This window comes from Limosilactobacillus pontis DSM 8475 (genome assembly GCF_001435345.1).
Lineage (GTDB): Bacteria > Bacillota > Bacilli > Lactobacillales > Lactobacillaceae > Limosilactobacillus > Limosilactobacillus pontis.
Map to the genome: position 1 here is coordinate 1 of NZ_AZGO01000036.1, position 290 is coordinate 290.

A 290-nucleotide genomic window follows, 5' to 3' on the forward strand; every position below is an offset into this window, starting at 1 on the left:
TGAGGACGCTCCTCAATGGAGCGGCCGTGACTGAACGTACCACGCTTTTCTTTAGCACGATGACGACGCATTCCATGATCAGGCAAATCGGGTAACTGTACATCAAGCCATCCTTGATCAATCCAGTTATAGACCGTCTTGTAGGCAATCCCAACTACATGGGCAACTTGTTCAGGGGACCACTTCTGGACTTGAATCTTTTCCTCAATCAAGTGCTTAAGGCTTTTAGTGAGTGAAGACTTCCGCCCCCGTTGACTAACCTTGCGTTCAAAGTCAGTTTGCGCTAGTTC

1 protein-coding gene is annotated in these 290 nt (G+C 48.3%); it reads right to left on the reverse strand.

The window, feature by feature from the left end; genetic code table 11:
- Nucleotides 1-290: transposase family protein (locus tag FD34_RS02195; RefSeq protein WP_477218311.1), on the reverse strand; the 290-nt coding region annotated here is incomplete at both ends.